Annotated in this window: 12 protein-coding genes, 1 tRNA gene and 1 CRISPR repeat array; of the genes, 11 read left to right on the forward strand and 2 right to left on the reverse strand. The window is 65.4% G+C overall.

Annotated elements, in window-relative coordinates; all coding sequences use genetic code 11:
• Positions 1-255: 255 nt before the first annotated feature.
• The 6 genes from cas9 to H7841_02675 all read left to right on the forward strand — a co-directional run bounded on the left by cas9 (position 256) and on the right by H7841_02675 (position 10,134).
• On the forward strand, positions 256-3,372 hold the full coding sequence (gene cas9 / locus H7841_02650; protein MEO5335783.1) for a type II CRISPR RNA-guided endonuclease Cas9: 3,117 nt from the start codon (positions 256-258) through the stop codon (positions 3,370-3,372).
• Entirely contained in the window at positions 3,348-4,250 is a 903-nt protein-coding gene (gene cas1 / locus H7841_02655; GenBank protein ID MEO5335784.1) for a type II CRISPR-associated endonuclease Cas1, read from the forward strand. The genes cas9 and cas1 overlap by 25 nt, the downstream gene beginning before the upstream one ends.
• Positions 4,247-4,576: a CRISPR-associated endonuclease Cas2 gene (gene cas2, locus H7841_02660; GenBank protein MEO5335785.1), complete on the forward strand. Its 330-nt coding sequence runs from the start codon at positions 4,247-4,249 to the stop codon at positions 4,574-4,576. The genes cas1 and cas2 overlap by 4 nt, the downstream gene beginning before the upstream one ends.
• A gap of 101 nt (positions 4,577-4,677) precedes the next feature.
• Positions 4,678-6,947: direct repeats of the CRISPR family, unit length 36 nt; unit sequence AGCTTAGCAAAGGGAAGGCCGGGGGGAAACCACGGC.
• A 165-nt stretch (positions 6,948-7,112) separates the two neighbouring features.
• Positions 7,113-7,616, forward strand: a complete 504-nt coding sequence (locus tag H7841_02665; GenBank protein ID MEO5335786.1) for a complement resistance protein TraT — start codon at positions 7,113-7,115, stop codon at positions 7,614-7,616.
• Between the two features lie 42 nt (positions 7,617-7,658).
• Entirely contained in the window at positions 7,659-8,813 is a 1,155-nt protein-coding gene (locus H7841_02670) for an ATP phosphoribosyltransferase regulatory subunit (GenBank protein ID MEO5335787.1), read from the forward strand.
• 25 nt (positions 8,814-8,838) lie between these two features.
• Positions 8,839-10,134, forward strand: a complete 1,296-nt coding sequence (locus tag H7841_02675) for an adenylosuccinate synthase (protein ID MEO5335788.1) — start codon at positions 8,839-8,841, stop codon at positions 10,132-10,134.
• A 79-nt stretch (positions 10,135-10,213) separates the two neighbouring features.
• Here the strand turns inward: H7841_02675 and H7841_02680 are convergent, their stop codons facing one another.
• Both H7841_02680 and H7841_02685 read right to left on the reverse strand, forming a co-directional pair.
• Positions 10,214-10,408 (reverse strand): hypothetical protein, encoded by a 195-nt coding sequence (locus H7841_02680; protein MEO5335789.1) that lies wholly within the window; start codon positions 10,406-10,408, stop codon positions 10,214-10,216.
• Between the two features lie 113 nt (positions 10,409-10,521).
• The gene (locus H7841_02685; GenBank protein MEO5335790.1) at positions 10,522-11,259 is read right to left on the reverse strand and encodes a DUF1223 domain-containing protein; all 738 of its coding nucleotides are present in this window, start codon (positions 11,257-11,259) and stop codon (positions 10,522-10,524) included.
• 135 nt (positions 11,260-11,394) lie between these two features.
• On the opposite strand from H7841_02685, the gene H7841_02690 reads away from it, so the two are divergent.
• From H7841_02690 to H7841_02710, 5 genes are all read left to right on the forward strand, one after another.
• Positions 11,395-11,471: transfer RNA gene (locus H7841_02690), tRNA-Arg, on the forward strand.
• 244 nt (positions 11,472-11,715) lie between these two features.
• Positions 11,716-14,295, forward strand: a complete 2,580-nt coding sequence (locus H7841_02695; GenBank protein MEO5335791.1) for a molybdopterin-dependent oxidoreductase — start codon at positions 11,716-11,718, stop codon at positions 14,293-14,295.
• Between the two features lie 13 nt (positions 14,296-14,308).
• Positions 14,309-14,998: a 4Fe-4S dicluster domain-containing protein gene (locus tag H7841_02700; protein ID MEO5335792.1), complete on the forward strand. Its 690-nt coding sequence runs from the start codon at positions 14,309-14,311 to the stop codon at positions 14,996-14,998.
• Entirely contained in the window at positions 14,998-15,369 is a 372-nt protein-coding gene (locus H7841_02705) for a hypothetical protein (GenBank protein ID MEO5335793.1), read from the forward strand. The genes H7841_02700 and H7841_02705 overlap by 1 nt, the downstream gene beginning before the upstream one ends.
• A complete protein-coding gene (locus H7841_02710) occupies positions 15,369-15,998 on the forward strand; it encodes a molecular chaperone TorD family protein (GenBank protein MEO5335794.1) in 630 nt (209 codons plus the stop codon). Before H7841_02705 ends, H7841_02710 begins: the two co-directional genes overlap by 1 nt.
• The last annotated feature ends 44 nt before the right edge of the window (positions 15,999-16,042 follow it).

Raw genomic sequence — 16,042 nt, forward strand, 5'->3', positions numbered from 1 at the left:
CGAGAAGAGAGATGAGGCTCTCGAGTCCGCCTCTGGCCGCCCGCCCTCCGGGCGGAGCGATGAGCAATTCCGTCAAAGCCGGAATTGCTCTAGGGGCCGGCCGAAGGAGATCCCCTCCCGGCCTTGCGGCCGGGAGGGTCACCCTTCTATGTATTTTACCGTGGAATCGCCCACGGCCTTTCCCTTGCTAAGCGAGACGATTTTAGCGACGATCATCAAAGATGCAAGCGTTTATTCATGACAAAGGATTTGGTTATGTCGCGGATTCTGGGTCTGGATGTGGGAATCGGTTCGGTGGGCTGGGCGATCGTGGATTTGCCCGATATCGAACGGGAAACCGGGGAAATCGTCGGCGACTTCGCCATCCTGGAAGCCGGAAGCCGCTGCTTTCCGGTGCCCGAGGACGCGAAGACCAAGGAACTGAGCAACAAGAAGCGCCGCCAGTTCCGCGGCCAGCGCAAGGTGATCCGCCGCCGCCGGGGCCGCATGAAGGAAATCCGGGCCCTGCTTGCCGCGCAGGGCCTGCCCGCCGATCCCGGACCGGTCCGGGAGACGGAGGGCGACGCGGCCCGCCGGGCCGGCTTGGTCTGGCATCTGCGGGCCGAAGGGCTGGAACGCGAGTTGACATCCGATGAATGGGCGCGCGTCCTCATCCATCTGGCGAAACACCGGGGCTTCAAGTCGACCAGCAAACGCGACCACGGCGACAACAACAGCGATTCCGGCAAGATGCTGTCCGCCATCAAGGCCATGGAGGGCCGCATGGTCGGCGGTACGACCGTCGGAGCGCTGCTCGCCCGCGATCCCGACTTCGCCGACCGCAAGCGCAACCGTTCCGGCGACTACAGCCACACGCTGCCGCGCTGGCTGCTGGAGGAGGAAACGGCGAAGCTGTTCTCCGCCCAGGCCGCCCACGGCAATCCGGCCGTCGGCGAAGGGTTCGCGGCGGCCTATCTGAAGGTGGCCTTCGACCAGCGCAAGCCGCGGCATGACACCGACTCCTTAGGCGAGTGCGCCTTCGTCAAAGGCGAGAAGCGCGCCCCCCGGCAGGCGCCGTCCTTCGAACGTTTCCGCTTCCTGTCCAAGCTCAACAGCCTGCGCCTCGTGGCGCCGGGCATCCGGCCGCGCGCCTTCTCGCCGGACGAGTTGCGCAAAGCCCAAGGGCTGTTCGCCAGCCACAAGGAGATCACCTACAAGACCCTGCGCGGCAAGCTGAAGCTTCCCGAAGCCGTCCGCTTCGAAGGGGTGGTGAAGGAAAAGGAGAACAAGGACCCCGAAACCCGCAAGATCGCCTCGTTCGAAGGGACCATCGCCCTGAAGGATGCCCTGGGCGAGGCTCGCTTCTCCGCCCTGTCGCCGGAGACCCTGGACGCGGCGGCCGGGATTCTGCGCTTCGTCGACGACCTGGATTGCCTCCGCGAAAGGCTCGCCCTCGCCGGCCTGGACGAAGGGGACGTCAAGGCCCTGACCGAACCGGCGTCGCTCAAGGCCTGGTCGGGCTTCACCGGCATCGGGCATCTGTCGACCGCCGCCTGCCGCCGTCTGCGCCCCCACCTGGAAGAAGGCCTGGTCTACAGCGACGCCTGCAACCGCGAAGGCTGGGATCACCGCGAGACCCTGGACGGCGGTCTCGACAAGGTGAACAACCCGGTGGTCGCCAAGTCGGTGCGCGAGGCCATGGGTCAGGTCAGGGTCGCGATGGCTGCGTTCAAGCCCGACTTGGTGCATCTGGAAATGGCCCGCGACCTGGGCAAGAGCCCGGAGGAACGGGACAAGATCACCAAGGGCCTGAACGAACGGACCGCCGAACGCGAGAAGATCCGCGAGACGCTGCGCGAACTTCTGAAGAAGGAACCGAACGGCGAGGAGATGGAACGCTACGAACTGTGGTGCGAACAGAACCATCGCTGCCCCTACACCGACGAAGCGATTCCGCCCGGCCGCTTCCTGGACGACGCCTTCCAGGTGGACCACATCCTGCCCTACTCGCGTTCGGGCGACGATTCGTTCCGCAACAAGGTGCTCTGCACGACAAAGGCCAACCAGGAAAAGAGGAACCGCTCCGCCTGGGAATGGTTCGGCGAATCCGATCCGGAACGCTGGGCCCTGTTCGAGGCCCGCGTCGACGGCTGCAAGTCCATGCACAAGGAAAAGCGCCGCAAGCTGTTGATGCGGACCTTCGCCGACCGGGAGAAGGACTACCGCGCCCGGCACATGAACGACACCCGCTACGCCATGCGGGTGCTGAAACGCGAGATCGAAACCCTTTGCCCGCAGTTGGAGACGAAAGAGGACGAAAAGCGCCGCCTGTTCACCCGCCCCGGCGCCGTCACCGCCTTGGCCCGTAAGGCCTGGGGCCTGAACGGCCTGAAGGCGGACGGCATCCTGGGGGATCGCGACCACGCCCTGGATGCCATCGTGCTGGCCTGCATCAGCGAGGCCTGGCTGCAGCACCTGACCAAGCTGGCCCAGGTCAGCGAGGAAATCCGCTACGGCAAGGTGACGGCCCGGCTGCCTACGCCGCTGGGCGCGGGGAAGGAAAACAAGGAACGCTTCCGCCAGATGGTCAAGGCCGCCGCCGAAGGCGTCTTCGTCTCGCGCTCGGAGACGCGGCGCGGGCGGGGTGGCTTTCACAACGCGACCCATTACGGATTCTCTCGGAATGACGATGGCCAGGAAGTCCAGTATGAGCGGGTTGCGGTGGTCGACCTGAAGCCGGAGGACCTGGATCGGCTCAAGGGCGATCCGGAACGCATCCGGCCCCTGCGGGAAGTCCTGACCGCCTGGCTGGCCAAGGCCGCCGACCTCAAGGTCAAGCCGGAAAAGCTGTTCAAGGACGATCCGCCGCGCATGCCGGGGGTCAACGGCCCGGTACTGCGCCGGGTGCGGCTGGAACGCAAGAAGGCCCAGAGCGGCATCAAGATCCCGCGCGGCGATGCCCAGGTCCATGTGGACATGGATTCCCTGGTCCGCACCGACGTCTTCGAGAAGGGCGGGAAATACTACCTGGTGCCGGTCTACGCCTGGCAGGTCGCCACGATGGCGGAACCGCCCATGCGGGCGATCGTCGCCGCCAAACCGGAAGACCAGTGGGAGACGCTGGACAAAGCCCATGTCTTCCACTTCAGCCTGCATCCGGATGCCTATGTCAAAGCTCGCAACAGGACGGGCGAGGTCTTCGAGGGATACTACGTTGGGGTCGACCGGGCCACGGGAGGCTTGACGCTTCGCCCCCATGACGGAAACGGAAAGCCGGCCCGTCCTGGAACCCGGCTCCTCGCCGAATTCAAGAAGTTCCACGTCGACCGCTTCGGCCGCCTGCACGAAATCGAGAAGGAGCCCCGGATATGGCGTGGCGCGGTGTGGTCCTGACCCGGCCGGCCGCCCTGTCCCTGGACGGCGGCTGTTGCCTGGTGGACAGCGAGGACGGGGCGATCCGCCTGGCCTTCGAGGACATCTCCTACCTGGTGCTCGACACCCAGCGGGTGAGCTTGACCGGCGCCCTGCTGGCCCGCTTTGCGGAAGAGAAGGTGCTGCTTGTCGCCTGTGACGGCAGCCACCTTCCCACGGGTGCCTTGTTGCCCCTGCAAGGACACCATCGCCAGACCGAATCCTTGCGCCTGCAACTGGCGGCGCCTGAGGGGCTCAAGGGAAAGCTCTGGCAACGTCTGATCCGCGCCAAGATTCTCAACCAGGGCCGCGTGCTGGAAGCGGTGAAGGGCGACGGGGCGGGACGGGCCTTCCGGGCCATGGCGGAACGGGTCCAACCGGGCGATCCCGACAACGTGGAAGCCCGGGCCGCCCGCGACCACTTCGGCGGCCTGTTCGACGACTTCCGCCGCCAGCCTCAGGACGGCGATCCGCGCAATTCCATGCTGAACTACGCCTACGCCATCTTGCGGGCCGGCATCGCCCGCGGCCTGGCGGCGCAGGGCTTCCACCCGGCGCTGGGCATCCATCACGACGGCGTCGGCAACGCCTTCAACCTCGCCGACGACCTGATCGAGCCCTGGCGCCCTTTGGCCGACTTGCATGTGGTCCGCCACCTGGAACGGCGCGCGGACGAAGGGGAGGATCTGACGGTCGCCGACCGGCGCGAACTGGCTCGCCTGTTGGTCGCGGAGGCCCGCTTCGGTGACGAAACGACATCGGTCGTCACCGGCATCGAACGCATGGCGGACGGCCTGGCGGCGGCCTTCCGGCGCAAGAACCCGGCCCTGCTGCCCCTGCCGGAGCCGGTGGTTCCGTGAGCGTCGAGGAGGCCCGCTTCATGTGGCTGTTCTGTTTCTTCGACCTTCCGGTGAAGATGAAGGAGGAGCGGCGCGCCGCCACCCGCTTCCGCAACTACCTGCTGGGCGATGGATTCAACATGCTGCAGTACTCGGTCTACGTCCGGGTGGTCCGAGACCAGGATGGCGCCGACAAGCACATGGCCCGGCTGACCCGCAACATGCCGAGGAAGGGTAGCGTGCGCGCCCTCATCGTCACCGAACGCCAGTACGCCCGCATGAAGACCCTGCTGGGCGAGAAGAAAGCACACGAGAAACCAGCCGGGGATCAGTTGCTGCTGTTGTGAAGCTCCACCCCTCGAGAAAAATTCCCCCTGAGACCGGTTATATCCGGTTTCTCAGGGGGTTATAGAGAAAGGAGCTTAGCAAAGGGAAGGCCGGGGGGAAACCACGGCCAAAGGGAAGGCCGGGGGGAAACCACGGCCAGATGACCGATGCGCTGCTCGTATTCGAGAGCTTAGCAAAGGGAAGGCCGGGGGGAAACCACGGCAGATTGCGTCAGGGCCGCAGAGATGTCATCAGCTTAGCAAAGGGAAGGCCGGGGGGAAACCACGGCCGAGATGGTCAAGGGGCCGCCGATCAGGTCAGCTTAGCAAAGGGAAGGCCGGGGGGAAACCACGGCGGGCATCTCCGAATGGCGCAGGGCGTAGAAAGCTTAGCAAAGGGAAGGCCGGGGGGAAACCACGGCGGACGCAAAAGGCGCGGCCCGCATCGCCGGAGCTTAGCAAAGGGAAGGCCGGGGGGAAACCACGGCGCTCGGCCTCGTGACGGCCAACTAACCCCAAGCTTAGCAAAGGGAAGGCCGGGGGGAAACCACGGCCTTCATTCGTCGATCCATGCCAGGGTCGACAGCTTAGCAAAGGGAAGGCCGGGGGGAAACCACGGCCGTTGGAGATCAGCATCGTTTCCGTCCCGGAGCTTAGCAAAGGGAAGGCCGGGGGGAAACCACGGCCGTCCTGGTATTGGGAACACGTGATCGACGAGCTTAGCAAAGGGAAGGCCGGGGGGAAACCACGGCCCCGTCCCAATTGACCGTGTCGTTGGTAAGAGCTTAGCAAAGGGAAGGCCGGGGGGAAACCACGGCGGACGGTGAGGGCGCCAATGAGCTTAGCAAAGGGAAGGCCGGGGGGAAACCACGGCTCGAACAGGTCGAACATGGCATGGCCCGCAAGCTTAGCAAAGGGAAGGCCGGGGGGAAACCACGGCGCGGGTCGCCGCCCAAGTGACGGTGGTGGCAGCTTAGCAAAGGGAAGGCCGGGGGGAAACCACGGCTCACTTCGGGCGCGGCTATCACGCCGTCATAGCTTAGCAAAGGGAAGGCCGGGGGGAAACCACGGCGGGCGGGGATCGGCGCCCCGCTAGGCAATGAGCTTAGCAAAGGGAAGGCCGGGGGGAAACCACGGCCGCGGCCGTAACGGGGCCGTCTACTGGTATAGCTTAGCAAAGGGAAGGCCGGGGGGAAACCACGGCACAAAGGGCTGTACGGTGGGCGAGGATCAGAGCTTAGCAAAGGGAAGGCCGGGGGGAAACCACGGCGCAGCGCGAGGAGACGCGGGAAACCCTCATAGCTTAGCAAAGGGAAGGCCGGGGGGAAACCACGGCGGTTTGGACGATACCTTGCAGCTTGGCTTGAGCTTAGCAAAGGGAAGGCCGGGGGGAAACCACGGCCTGGCTCCTCCCCCCTTCGGCCTTGTGTTCAGCTTAGCAAAGGGAAGGCCGGGGGGAAACCACGGCGCATGGCCGAACCTCCCGGCGGGGACGCGGAGCTTAGCAAAGGGAAGGCCGGGGGGAAACCACGGCCCTGCGCCTCAAGCCCTACCACGACCCCGTAGCTTAGCAAAGGGAAGGCCGGGGGGAAACCACGGCCATGGCGCGGGCCACAGATCGTCGGCGCCGAGCTTAGCAAAGGGAAGGCCGGGGGGAAACCACGGCTCGCGGACGCACAGGGCCCGCAACCCCGGCAGCTTAGCAAAGGGAAGGCCGGGGGGAAACCACGGCACACAGCCTGCAAGGGCATCCTCCGCCGCGAGCTTAGCAAAGGGAAGGCCGGGGGGAAACCACGGCCCTGATCATTGAGCGGAAATGCCGGCGTCCAGCTTAGCAAAGGGAAGGCCGGGGGGAAACCACGGCTCGATGGCACCAACGGGGCCACCGACACCGAGCTTAGCAAAGGGAAGGCCGGGGGGAAACCACGGCTGATGGTGATCTCGGCCGAAGCAAGCTTGCAGCTTAGCAAAGGGAAGGCCGGGGGGAAACCACGGCCGAAATCACCAGCCCGATCATGTCGACCGGAGCTTAGCAAAGGGAAGGCCGGGGGGAAACCACGGCCCGCTGCCGCCCATCGTCGCGTCGGTCATAAGCTTAGCAAAGGGAAGGCCGGGGGGAAACCACGGCGCGGCGGAGGATGCCCTTGCAGGCCGTGTTAGCTTAGCAAAGGGAAGGCCGGGGGGAAACCACGGCCAACTTGTCCCGAGCCATTCGATACTGCGGAGCTTAGCAAAGGGAAGGCCGGGGGGAAACCACGGCCGGCCTGGAAGGATGGGAAGTGATGGCTTCAGCTTAGCAAAGGGAAGGCCGGGGGGAAACCACGGCTGACCCACCCCCTACCGGCAGCCCGTCGTCAGCTTAGCAAAGGGAAGGCCGGGGGGAAACCACGGCGGCAAGGCGCTGCAGGGCCATCGCGCCTCTGTTGACAGGGCCGGCGCACGGGCCCATCATCCGGCCAGACTATCTCCACCGCTCTTGCCCGCCGCCATGGCGGCCCTGCTTCTGGCCTCGCCCTTCGCCTTCGCCCAGGAAGTGGGACAGGGGACCTTGAATGCCATGGTTTATAAGCCCGTGCCCGAAAGCCGGACCGTCAGTGTCCGCCCGATGGATAATTCGGACGAGAACCTGGTTCTGCAAGCCGAACTGGTGAGGGTGCTGCAGGCCAAGGGCTACACGGTGGTCAAGGATGCTCCCCTGGTTCTCGTCTTCGAGACGCGCGACGAAGCCGGTTCCTGGTCGGACGGCGGCCGCCGCACCTTGCTGGAACTGCAGGCTTCCGGCGGCGGCATCGGCGGGGACACTCAGCGCGCCCGCATCAACGTCTTCGACAGCCAAGCCGGCGGCCTGTTCAATGAAGGCCAGGGCGGCACCCGGGTTGTGACTCCGGACCGTTACCGGCTCGACCTGACGCTGGAGGAAAAGGGGCAGCGCCTCTGGCAGGGCTGGGCCACCGCGGAAACCCGCCTGGGATCGTCGGTCGCCGCCAGCAAGCCCATGATCGGTCCTCTGGTCGACAACATCGGCCGCACGGTCCGCCGCCAAGCCATCACCATTCCTTGACCTCTTGAAGGTAGGTGGCGTTCGCCGCCCCATCGAGTGACCATGAGCGATCTTGCCGAAATCGCCCTGCTGCCGGCCGGCCTGAACGATGCGCTGGCCCCGGAGGCCGCCTTCGAGGCCCAGGCCGTGGCGCGCCTGATGCGGTCCTTCGCGGCGCGCGGCTACCAGCGGGTGCGTCCGCCCCTGATGGAATTCGAGGAAAGCCTGTTCGCCGGCAACGGCCAAGCCATGGCCAAGCATGCCTTCCGGCTCATGGACCCGGTGTCGCGGCGCATGATGGCGCTCCGGCCCGACATGACGCTCCAGGTGGCCCGCATCGCCACCACCCGTCTGAAGAAGGCCCCGCGCCCCCTGCGGCTCAGCTACGCCGGGCCGGTGCTGCGGGTCAAGGGTTCCCAGTCGAACCCGGAACGCCAGTTCGACCAAGCCGGCGTGGAACTGATCGGCGCTTCGGCCCCGGAGGGAGACATCGAGGTCATCCTGATGGCAGTCGAGTCCCTGATAGAGCTGGGCGTGGCCGGCCTGAGCGTCGATCTCGGCATGCCGCCTCTGGTGGGCGCCCTGCTGGCCGGTCTGGAGGGCGATGCCTTGGCGAACGCCCGCGCCGCCCTGGATCGCAAGGACGCCGCGGCCCTTGCCGGGCAGGCCGACGTTCTGGGCGAGCGCTTGGCCGCGGTCCTTTCGGCCCTGCTGGCCGCCTCGGGAGCGGCCGACAAGGCCCTGGCCGTACTGGAGGACCTCGATCTGCCGCCGGCCGCCGCCACCGAGCGGGAGGCCCTTGTCGAAGTGGCCCGCCGGGTGCGCCGCGAGGCCCCCGACCTGAACCTGACCGTCGATGCCGTGGAAAACCGGGGTTTCGAATACCACGCCGGCGTCAGCTTCACCCTGTTCGCCCGCGGTGTGACGGGCGAACTGGGGCGTGGCGGGCGCTATCGGGCCGGCGTGGGGGTCGGACGGGCAGAAGCGGCGACCGGCGTCACCCTGTTCATGGACCCAGTCCTGCAGTCCCTGCCCGCCCCGTCGGATCGCCATGCCATCTTCCTGCCGGCCGGCACGCCGGGCGCGGACGGGCGGCGGCTCAGGGACGAGGGCTGGACCACGGTGGCCGGCCTGGACGCCGGCCGGGACGCCGCCGCCGAGGCCCGCCTGATGAATTGCAGCCATCTATGGAAAGATGGCAAAGTCACGGAACTCTGATCCAGCAAGGAAGGACGCGAAGGGGATGACCAACGTCGTGGTGGTGGGCGCCCAGTGGGGCGACGAGGGCAAGGGCAAGATCGTCGACTGGCTGTCGGAACGGGCCGATGTGGTGGTGCGCTTCCAGGGCGGCCACAACGCCGGCCATACCCTGGTCATCAACGGCATCACCTACAAGCTGAGCCTGTTGCCGTCGGGCATCGTGCGCGGCGGCAAGCTTTCGATCATCGGCAACGGCGTCGTCATGGACCCTTGGGCCCTGACCAAGGAAATCGGCATCCTGCGCGGCCAGGGCGTCACGGTTTCGCCGGACAATCTGCAGATCGCCGAAAACACCACGCTGATCCTGCCTTCCGTCCACGCCCATCTGGACAATGCGCGGGAAGAAGCCGCCGGCAAGGCCAAGATCGGGACAACCGGGCGCGGCATCGGCCCGGCCTACGAGGACAAGGTGGGCCGGCGTGCCATCCGCGCCGGCGACTTGGCGGAACCGGAACTTCTGGCGGAAAAGGTCGACAAGCTGCTGTTCCACCACAACGCCCTGCTGCGCGGCATGGGCATGGCGGAACTGGATCGCGACAAGCTGATCGCCGAGATCAAGGCCATTGCCCCCGAAGTCCTGCCCTATGTGGGCTGCGTATGGAAGACCCTGGACGATGCCCGCAAGGCCGGCAAGCGCATCCTGTTCGAGGGCGCCCAGGGCACCATGCTGGACATCGACCACGGCACCTACCCTTACGTCACCTCGTCCAACACGGTGGCGGCCAACGCGGCGACCGGTTCGGGCCAGGGCCCCGGCGCCGCCAAGTACGTGCTGGGCATCACCAAGGCCTACACGACCCGCGTCGGCGGCGGCCCCTTTCCCACCGAACTGTTCGACGACGTGGGCAAGCGCATCGGCGAACGCGGTCGCGAGTTCGGCACCGTCACCGGCCGTCCGCGCCGCTGCGGCTGGTTCGACGCCATCCAGGTGCGCCAGTCGGTGAAGATCAACGGCATCCACGGCATCGCGCTGACCAAGATGGACGTGCTGGACGGCTTCACGGAACTAAAGGTCTGCGTCGGCTACAAGCTGGACGGCAGGATGCTGGACCATCTGCCGGCCTCCAGCGCCCAGCAGGCGCGAATCGAGCCTGTCTACGAGACCATGGACGGCTGGTCCGAAAGCACCCAGGGCGCACGCTCCTGGGCCGACCTGCCGGCCACCGCCATCAAGTACGTGCGGCGCATCGAGGAACTGATCGAAGCTCCGGTCGCCCTGCTTTCCACCAGCCCGGAACGGGACGACACCATCCTGGTCCGCGATCCCTTCGCGGATTGAGGCCGGGCCCCAGGCCGCCGTCGAGGCGGCCGTCTCGGGCATGCTGACCGGGCCCCTTGGTCATTCCTTTTTCCGGGTTCTAGACCAGGGCCCGGACCTCGTCCTGTTTGGCCATCAGCCCCGCCCGGACCGCCAACAGCATCTCATGCAGAGCGTCTCGCTGAACGTGATCGCTTGCCATCACGGCATGGGTGGTCGGATCGCGCAACAGGTCGTCCAGGGCCGGCTCGCGGCCCGCACGGCACAGCAGATACTCCGGGGTTCCGTAAGCCATCTTGTTGTCCTTCCCTGTCCCTGTCCCAATTCATGGCGCCGCGAGGGCCCGCCTTCCCGATATGGGGCCCGACGAAGGGATGGCAACCGCCTCCGGGAATTAGTTTTCCGGGATCACGGCTTCGTGACTGGGTCAAGGCGGCCGACGGCCTCGATACGGCCGGTCTCCCGATCCTGGACCAGAAGCGCCAGCCCTGCCGAGGGAGACCTCGGCGACACGATTCGGCGCTCGCCCGCGCCACCCTCCCAGCTTCCCAGGAAATCCACCCCCCGAACCACGTTGCGGTTGCGGATCGTCCGCCCCTGATTTTCGCCGCGTCGGACCTGGGTAAGGTGTTCGTCGTCGTAGGCGACCAGCCAGAGATCCCAGCCGGCACCGCTTCCCGTCAGCGCGGGAAGCCGGGCGATGACCTCTTCGGGTCCCTGGCGACGCAATTCCACCGCCGGCGACCGGGCTTCCCGCTCACGGCGCCGGAGAAGAGCCTCGTCAACCGTCGTCCGGTCGGTTCCGGCCGTCTGCACGGCCCCCGCCACCACCATTTGCGGGGTATAGACATAGGGCAGATTGAAGAGTTTCGCGTAGTTCCTTTGTCGATGGGTGTTGTCGGGTGTCGCGTAGGGGTCCTTCCATCCCAAGTAGTCCCAATAGTCGACGTGAAAGGAGAGGGCGAGGACCTCGGGACGGCCGGCCAATTCGGAGAGGTAGGCGTCGGCAGGCGGACAGGAGGAACAGCCCTGGGAGGTGAAGAGTTCCACCACCGTAGCCGAACGTTCTTCAGCGCGCAGTCCGGACAAGGGACTCCACGGCATGAGCAGCAGCGCGGCAACGATGATCTCGGTTCGCGTTCCCATGCCTCCAAGGTGGCAGGGACCGGAGATGGCCGCCAATCACATGGTGGTGACCGGAGCACGCCGGGGGAAAGCGGGGTTTCCCCTTTGCATCGTCGACAGGTTTCCGCTAACTTGCCGTCGTCCTCGATGGACTTGGCACCCGTAGCTCAGCTGGATAGAGCGCTGCCCTCCGAAGGCAGAGGTCGTGAGTTCGAATCTCGCCGGGTGCGCCATTAGATTCAATGGGTTAGGCCGAAGGGCCTAGCCCCTTTCGGCTTGCTGGACCTTCAATTCACGGTACTACCGGAAGCCAAAGGCAGTTCTGGCGCCCGCAAGGGAATGGCGGTCCTTGAACTCGCCTTAATGACGTCTTCATGATGTATTTATAATCTATTACCCATGTTAATCGTGTGGACTTTTCATGTTTCCCTGGGGTACCCTCTCCCAAACATGGCCCATGGGAGGGGAGCGCCGAAGATGTTCTCGACACGCCGGGATTTTCTCAAGGGAATGGGCTCATTGGCCGCCGTCGCTTCGGGGGCCGGAATCGTACCGGCCTTTCCCAAGGTCGGAGTGGCGGCGCCGGGCCCCGTCATCGAAGAGTCCGTCAAGACCGTCTGCGTCCACTGCGTCAACTTCTGCGCCCTGGAGGTGAAGAAGGCGGGAGGCGTCATCCAGGCGATCCAGCCCGACGCCGCGCGGCGGGATATCTATAACCACGGCATCTGTCCCAAGGGCGTGGCCGGCGCCTTCACTGCTTACAATCCGTACCGGGTCAAGACCCCCCTCAAGCGGACCAATCCCAAGAAGGGCCTGAACGAGGACCCGAAGTGGGTGGAAATCTCCTGGGACGAGGCCTTCAACACGATCACGGAGCGCCTGGCCAAGATCAAGGCCGACAATCCCTCCAAGCTGATCTGGCAGCACGGCCACGGCAAATACCTGATCGGCGACAATTTCCCCAAGGCCTTCTGCAAGGCCTTCGGCACGCCCAACGTCATCCATCGCACCACCACCTGCGAGTCGGCTCGCCACGTGGCGGACGACATCACCTGGGGCTATCACGGCTTCCTGCCGGACATCGAGAATTGCAACCTGTTCGTGGTGTTCGGCTCCAACTACTTCGAGGCGGAGCAGTTCGCCCGCTGGATGGACCATGCCGTCACCCGCGCCAAGGAGCGCGGCATGAAGGTGGTGGTGGTGGAACCGCGCCTGTCCCATCCCGCCGCCAAGGCCGACATGTGGATTCCCATCCGTCCCGGCAAGGACGTGGTCCTGGTGCTGGCGCTGACCAAGCTGCTGATCGACGACGGCAAGGTGGACGAGCCGTTCCTCGTCACCTACACCAACGCTCCGCAACTGGTGGGGGCCGACGGTCTGGTGTTGCGCGACGGCGAGGGCAAGCCCCTGGTCTGGGATACCGCCAGCAAATCCGCCAAGCCCTTCACCGAGGGTGTGACGCCGGCCCTGCGCGGCGCCTTCACCGTGGACGGCAAGCCGGTCCGGACCGGTTTCGACGTCTACGCCGACAGCTTGAAGGACATGACGCCCGAGGCGGCGGGCGAGATCGCTGGTGTTCCGGCCGAGACCATCCGCGAGCTGGCGGCCATGATCGCCCGCGAAATCCGCCTTGGCACCACCACCAATCTGGGTGATTTCAGCCACCGCTACCGTCCGGTCTCCCTGCACACCTGGCGCGGCATGTCGGCGCGCGAGCACGGTGTGCAGACTTGGCGTTCCGCCCTGATGCTGCAGATGATCCTTGGCATTCCCGATGCCATCGGCGGCCACAAATTGGGCCGGGTGTTCAACAGCCCGGCCTACATGGAACCCTCCAAGTGCGAATACCCGCCGAAGCGGGTGGACCTGGCCAAGAGCGTCTACTTCCCCAACGGCCATCACGACGTCTGCCAGCAGGTCGCCCTGACGGTTCTCGATCCGAAGGCCTACGGCCTCAAGTACGAACCGGAGATGCAGATCTTCTATGCGACCAACCGGCCGGCATCGACGTCGGATACCGACGTCCAGTACCGCTCCCTGGAAAAGACCTTCAACGTCACCATCGAAGTGCACATGAGCGAGACGGCCTGGATGTCCGACATCATCCTGCCGGACCTCAACTACCTGGAATCCTGGCACTTCGCCCCGGTCCGTGCCAATCCGCACGCCAAGCACACGGGTATCCGCCAGCCGGTGGTCAATGCCTACAACCTGAAGCACGACGGCTTCACCATCCTCTGGGAACTGGCCAAGCGCCTGGACCTCCGGGACAAGTACGTGGACGCCATCAACGAAACCTGGAAGCTCAAGGAACATACCTTCCAGAAGGGTCGCGACTACACGCCCAAGGAATCCGTCGAGGTCCTCTGGCTGAACGCCACGAAGGGCAAGCCCTTCGAAGTCGCTCTGAAGGACGGTTTCGTCGGCGGGCAGCAAAAGCCTGCCGATGTCTACACCAAGGGCATCGAGGACAAGTTCAAGGGGCCCGGCAAGCCGAAGATGCAGTTCTATGCCGATTCTATGGTCGGCACCTTCGCCAAGCTGAAGAAAACGGTCGAGAAGGAAGGCATCAAGAATATCGACCTGGAGCGTTACCTGATCGCCTATTCGCCTTTCCCCCTGAAGGATCACGCCTTCCCGGTACCGCATCGGGAGGCGGGCCATCTGCCCTTCTACCTGATCACCTTCAAGCGGATGTACCGCAACCAGACGGCTTGTTCGAACACCAATCCGATCCTGAACTTCGCCCTGGGCAAGGATACCCAGGAGAATCACGTCATGATGAACGGCTCGGCGGCGGCCAAGCTGGGCATCAAGGACGGCGACATGGTCACGGTCGAAAGCCGCATCGGCAAGGTGACGGGAAAGTGCAAGCTCACCGAGGGCATCCGTCCCGACACCATCGGCATCTCCTACCATTACGGCCATGCCATCGCCGGCTGGCCCGAGTATTCCCGCAAGGGTATCGACGTGAACCGCATCCTGGAGCTTCACCCCGACCTCATCTCGGGCATGAACTCCTTCAACGACACCAAGTGCAACGTCACGAAGGCATAGGGGGGCCACGGTCATGAAGCTGGTTCGGGTGATCGATACCAAGCGCTGCATGGGATGCCGGGCCTGCGTGGCCGCCTGCGCGGTGGAAAACCACTTCACGCCGGGGGCGCCCTGGAACGTGATGATCGAGTCCGAGGGCGGGACGTTCCCCAACGTCTACCGCACCTTCGTCACCATGAACTGCATGCACTGCGAGAATCCGTCTTGCAAGCTGGCCTGCGACAAGGCCGGCTTCAAGGCCATCTCCAAGAATGCCCAGGGCGTGGTGCTGATCGATTACGAGAAGTGTTCCGGATGCGGCTACTGCGCGGCCGTCTGTCCCTACGGCGTGCCCCAGGTCAACGGCGCCAAGCTGGGAGCCCTCTATCCCGGACAGGGGCCGACCCCGCCCGAGGCATTGCCCGCGGAAGGGCGCCATCCCACCCACCGCAAGAAACCCAATGTCGCGGAGAAATGTACCTTCTGCTGGCACAAGCTGGAAAAGGCGATCCAGGCGGGCAAGGCCGATCGCATCGGCAAGGACCCGGAATTCACGCCGGCCTGCGACATCGTCTGCCCCGTGGACGCCCGCGTCTTTGGGGACATCGAGGACCCGAACTCCAACGTCGCCCGCCAGATCGGCGCGCGCAAGGCGGCCCAGATCAAGCGGGATTACGGTACCCGGCCTCAAGTCTACTACGTGCTGGAAGCGGGAGAAGTGTGATGAGAACTCTGGTTCTGCTCGCCGCCTTCGTGCTTTCCCTCTCCACGGCCTTCGCCCAGGAGGCCGCGCCGCCCAAGCCGGAAGGCGCCGGCATCCTGGCGGTCAAGCTGCGCGAGGGGGACATTAATCCCGGCGACAAGTACAATCTGGAAGTGGGGAGCCGCTTCCACAGCATCCACACCAAGTACATGGCCATCGGCTGCCAGACCTGCCATGCCGGAGTGAAGTTCCCCGAGAACGTCCAGTTCCTGCGCCGCGAGGAATTCCCCCTAGCCGCCTACCCCGGTGCCGTGGATCGCGGAACTTGCCTGGGCTGCCATCGCGGCAAGGACAACATGGCTACCCAATTCTACGAAGCGACGGTGAAGTGATGGGGGCGGAACGGTCCCCGGAAAGCCGGCAGCGGGCCGAGGCCTACTGGTTCCTGGCCTCCCTGTTCGCCGGCCCGCCGGAAGCCAACCAACTGGTCCGGCTGACGGCCCTGGACGTCCAGTCGGATGGACCGGCCGGCGAAATCGTCGCTACCTTACGGAGCGAGTCCCCAGCCGAATTGGCGGATCGCTTGGCGGTCGAGCACATCCGGCTGTTCGGAGGTCTGCGCGAGGGGTATGGCCCCCCGCCCCCGTATGAATCCCTGTGGCGCGAAGGGCGCATGATGGGCGAGGCCGCCGCCGCCGCCATGCGGGCCTATGGGGAGGCCGGCTTCCAGCCCGAGGGGCGCTGGGGTCCGCCGGACCATCTGGCCGAGGAACTGCGCTTCGTCGCCGCTCTGGCCAATGGCGAGGGCGATGCCCGGGAGGCAGGGCGGAAGGACGAGGCTTGGTGGGCGCGGGAACGTCAGGCCGATTTCGTCGAACGCCACCTGATGGGCTGGGTTCCCGATTATTGCCGCGCCCTGGAAAGCCAAGCGAGGGAGCCGCTGTACCAGGCACTCGCCAGGATCACCGTGGAAACCGTGGCGGGAGACGCCCGTTATCTGCGCGAGGATGGCCTCGACTGAGGATGAGAGAGATTGATCGGAGCCGCGAACGGCTCCAAGGGGGA

It is taken from the genome of Magnetospirillum sp. WYHS-4, assembly GCA_039908345.1.
Lineage (GTDB): Bacteria > Pseudomonadota > Alphaproteobacteria > Rhodospirillales > GLO-3 > JAMOBD01.

Bases quoted from the DNA above. Each gene is read 5' to 3' on its own strand.
- cas9 (MEO5335783.1), top strand. From the start codon at position 256: ATGTCGCGGATTCTGGGTCTGGATGTGGGAATCGGTTCGGTGGGCTGG.
- cas1 (MEO5335784.1), top strand. From the start codon at position 3,348: ATGGCGTGGCGCGGTGTGGTCCTGACCCGGCCGGCCGCCCTGTCCCTG.
- H7841_02665 (MEO5335786.1), top strand. From the start codon at position 7,113: ATGGTTTATAAGCCCGTGCCCGAAAGCCGGACCGTCAGTGTCCGCCCG.
- H7841_02670 (MEO5335787.1), top strand. From the start codon at position 7,659: ATGAGCGATCTTGCCGAAATCGCCCTGCTGCCGGCCGGCCTGAACGAT.
- H7841_02675 (MEO5335788.1), top strand. From the start codon at position 8,839: ATGACCAACGTCGTGGTGGTGGGCGCCCAGTGGGGCGACGAGGGCAAG.
- H7841_02680 (MEO5335789.1), bottom strand. From the start codon at position 10,408: ATGGCTTACGGAACCCCGGAGTATCTGCTGTGCCGTGCGGGCCGCGAG.
- H7841_02685 (MEO5335790.1), bottom strand. From the start codon at position 11,259: ATGGGAACGCGAACCGAGATCATCGTTGCCGCGCTGCTGCTCATGCCG.
- H7841_02695 (MEO5335791.1), top strand. From the start codon at position 11,716: ATGTTCTCGACACGCCGGGATTTTCTCAAGGGAATGGGCTCATTGGCC.
- H7841_02700 (MEO5335792.1), top strand. From the start codon at position 14,309: ATGAAGCTGGTTCGGGTGATCGATACCAAGCGCTGCATGGGATGCCGG.
- H7841_02705 (MEO5335793.1), top strand. From the start codon at position 14,998: ATGAGAACTCTGGTTCTGCTCGCCGCCTTCGTGCTTTCCCTCTCCACG.
- H7841_02710 (MEO5335794.1), top strand. From the start codon at position 15,369: ATGGGGGCGGAACGGTCCCCGGAAAGCCGGCAGCGGGCCGAGGCCTAC.